We start from the raw sequence: 2,989 nt of genomic DNA, 5'->3' as shown, positions 1-2,989 counted from the left end.
ACGACGGCATACGCTGGAAGCGGCTGTTCGACGAGCCGCTGCTGCCAAACGGAGAGCCGGGAAGCTGGAACTCCAGCGAGTCAGGTCATCCCTTCCTGTTCAAGGACGTGGACGGACGAACGTATTTGTTCTATCAAGGCAACAACGATATGGGCCGCTCCTGGTATCTGTCCATGACGGAGATCGGATGGCGGGACGGATTGCCTTTTATCATTCATAAGTAAGCGGAGAGCCGGTCGCGATGACCGGCTCTTGTTTTCATTCGGCGAATGTCTACACAATCGGGCAGCGGCAGTCGATGAATCAGAGAGAGGGAGTGGTGCTTAGGTGCTGCAGCCTATGCAGTCCAAGCAATACACATGGTATAATAGAGACCAATAAGAATGATTATAATCCCCATAAATAGGGTAGGTACATAAAGCGCAGCATCGGAAGCATACGCAACTGTGCTGGAAACCGAACTTTTTGAAACACCCGCTATCAGGCGCAAAGCCAAGCTTTAGTGTAGCTTTCGTCAGGCAATTATCCCACTTTTTGCGATTCTAGCGAGTTTATCTCTTCCAAAATAGGCAAAGCTGATAGAACAGGCTTTTACTGGAAAACCGCTCCGGCGGTATGGAGGGATTAGGGATGAAGCAAATATTGTTGGTAACGGATGGCTGCTCCAATGTAGGAATGAGTCCGGTCGTCGCTGCGGCGCATGCGAAGTCGGAAGGCATCGCGGTAAACGTCGTCGGCGTGCTGGATCATGGCGATGTAGGCGAGCTGGGCGCTTCGGAGATCGACGAGATTGCGAGAGCGGGCGGCGGTCTCAGCCGGCTGGTCAACACGCGTCAGCTCTCCCAGACGGTGCAGATGATGACGCGCAAGACGGTCGTGCAGACGATTCAGCTTGCCGTGCAGAAGGAGCTTAAGCAGGTGCTGGGCAATGGCTCCATCGAAGCATTGCCGCCCGAGAAACGCGGCGAGGTCGTGCGGGTCATCGACGAGCTCGGCGAGACGTCGGGGCTGCAGGTTGCGCTGCTGATCGACGCCAGCGCCAGCATGAAGCCCAAGCTGGCCGCGGTAGAAGAGGCGATTCACGACCTGATGTTAAGCCTGCAGGCCAGGCAGGGCAAGAGCCAGATCGCGGTATTTCACTTCCCGGGCTCGCGGCATGGCGACGACTGCGTGTTGGACATGGCCTGGACGGAGCACCTTAACGGCATGCACTCCATCTTCCCCAAGCTGCAGATGGGAGGCACGACGCCGACGGGGCCGGCAATTATGCATGTCGTCGACTACTACTTGCGGGGCCAGGACGGGGAAACGGGCCGGAAAAGCAGATATGGAACGGATGGGATGATGGGTGACTACGTCGTTTAAGTTGGAGCTTAGACGGGGGACGATCGTCGTCGGCAAGTGGAAGGGAGGCCGCTACCGGGTGGAGCGCCTCCTGGGAGAAGGGGCGAACGGCAAGGTCTACCTCGTGCAGAAGGATCGCGACTGGTACGCGCTTAAGGTAGGCGCGGATGCCGTGGATCTGCAATCCGAGATTAACGTGCTGGGAACGCTTGCGAAGCAGAAGGGCCCGGGAATAGAGCCCTTCTTGTTCGACGTTGACGATCTTTACGCGCCGAACGGGAAGGAGTATCCCTTCTATATAATGCGCTACGTGAGGGGCACAACGCTGGATGCCTACTTAAAGCAGCAGGGCGCGCAGTGGTTTCCGCTCGTGGGACTGAATCTGCTCGGGAAGCTGGCCAGACTGCATAAGTCCGGCTGGGCGTTTGGCGACCTGAAGGTGGAGAACGTCATGGTCGCGGACTACGGGCATGTCGACCTCGTTGACTTCGGCGGCGTCACGGCGATCGGCAAAAGCATCCGCCAGTTCACGGAGATCTACGACCGCGGCTACTGGAACAGCGGTTCTCGCACGGCGGATCCTAAATATGATTTGTTCTCATTCGCGGTGCTCTGCATTCAGCTCCATGAGCCGAAGCGTCTGCACGCGCTGACGAAGGAGCTGCTGCCTCAGAACCGCTCCACGCTGGATCTGTCGGGCCTGCTGACGAGCAGCTCCGACCTGAAGCCCGTCGCGGGCTGGTTGAAGCAGGCGCTGGAGGGCGGCTTCGCGGACGCGGCGGAGGGCGCCGAAGCATGGCGGCTGCTTATGCACCGGCGAGATACGCGGAAGTCCTCCGCTACGCCGGGCTGGCTCAAGGGGTTGGCCGCGACGACGAGCGTGCTGCTCGCCATCTCGATCTACTGGCTACTTCGCAACATGATGTAGCGGACACGGGCGGGGATACGAACACGAGGACACCGAGGACAAGAGGATAAGGGGACGGGACGAACGGAGGCATACATACACGATGAATGCGAATGTGCTGAACGCTGTGGAGAAGGAAGCGGCGGAACGAGGTCTATGGCAGGACGGCGATACGATCATCGTAGCCGTCTCTGGAGGTCCCGACTCCATGGCGCTGCTTCATATGCTCCATATGCTTGCGGTGCCGAAACGGCTGCGAACGATTGCCGCCCACGTCAATCACGGCTTTCGCGGCGAGGAATCGGCAGCCGAGCTGGAGCTGGTGAAGCGGTATGCGGAGAAGCTTGGCGTGCCATGCGAGACGACGACGCTTGCGCTGACTACTTATATAGAAGAAAATGCATTGAATCTCCAGGCCGCGGCGCGCGAGAAGCGGTATGCGTTCCTGCACGAGGTCGCGAAGCGATATGGAGCGTCCCGAGTTGCCTTGGCCCACCACGGCGACGATCAGGCCGAGACCGTGCTGATGCGAGTCATACGCGGCGCGGGACTGTCCGGCTTGTCCGGCATTCCTGCCAAACGGAGCGAAAATAATGTGGAACTCATCCGCCCGCTATTGCGTATGAACAAGTCAGACCTTCTGGCATACTGCGAGGAGGGAGATATCCCCTACAGCACGGACAGCAGCAATCTGGAGCGGCATTACTTCCGCAACACGGTGCGGCTCGACATTCTTCC

General features: G+C 58.6%; 3 protein-coding genes and 1 pseudogene. All 4 read left to right on the top strand.

Going from position 1 to position 2,989, the window contains the following annotated elements:
• Positions 1 to 224 (top strand): annotated as a pseudogene (locus tag PAT3040_RS26100) (family 43 glycosylhydrolase); the annotation flags it as partial.
• Between the two features lie 406 nt (positions 225 to 630).
• Positions 631 to 1,365 (top strand): vWA domain-containing protein, encoded by a 735-nt coding sequence (locus PAT3040_RS26095; protein ID WP_108994989.1) that lies wholly within the window; start codon positions 631 to 633, stop codon positions 1,363 to 1,365.
• Positions 1,349 to 2,272, top strand: coding sequence for a serine/threonine protein kinase (locus tag PAT3040_RS26090; RefSeq protein ID WP_108994988.1), 924 nt, complete (start codon positions 1,349 to 1,351; stop codon positions 2,270 to 2,272). The genes PAT3040_RS26095 and PAT3040_RS26090 overlap by 17 nt, the downstream gene beginning before the upstream one ends.
• 82 nt (positions 2,273 to 2,354) lie before the next feature.
• The coding region (gene tilS / locus PAT3040_RS26085; RefSeq protein WP_108995001.1) for a tRNA lysidine(34) synthetase TilS at positions 2,355 to 2,989 on the top strand (635 nt) is incomplete at its 3' end.

Source organism: Paenibacillus agaridevorans, from assembly GCF_003112455.1.
In the GTDB taxonomy this organism is placed as follows: domain Bacteria; phylum Bacillota; class Bacilli; order Paenibacillales; family Paenibacillaceae; genus Pristimantibacillus; species Pristimantibacillus agaridevorans.
Note: the sequence above shows the minus strand (reverse complement) of the source record. Positions and strands in the feature narration are given on the sequence as shown.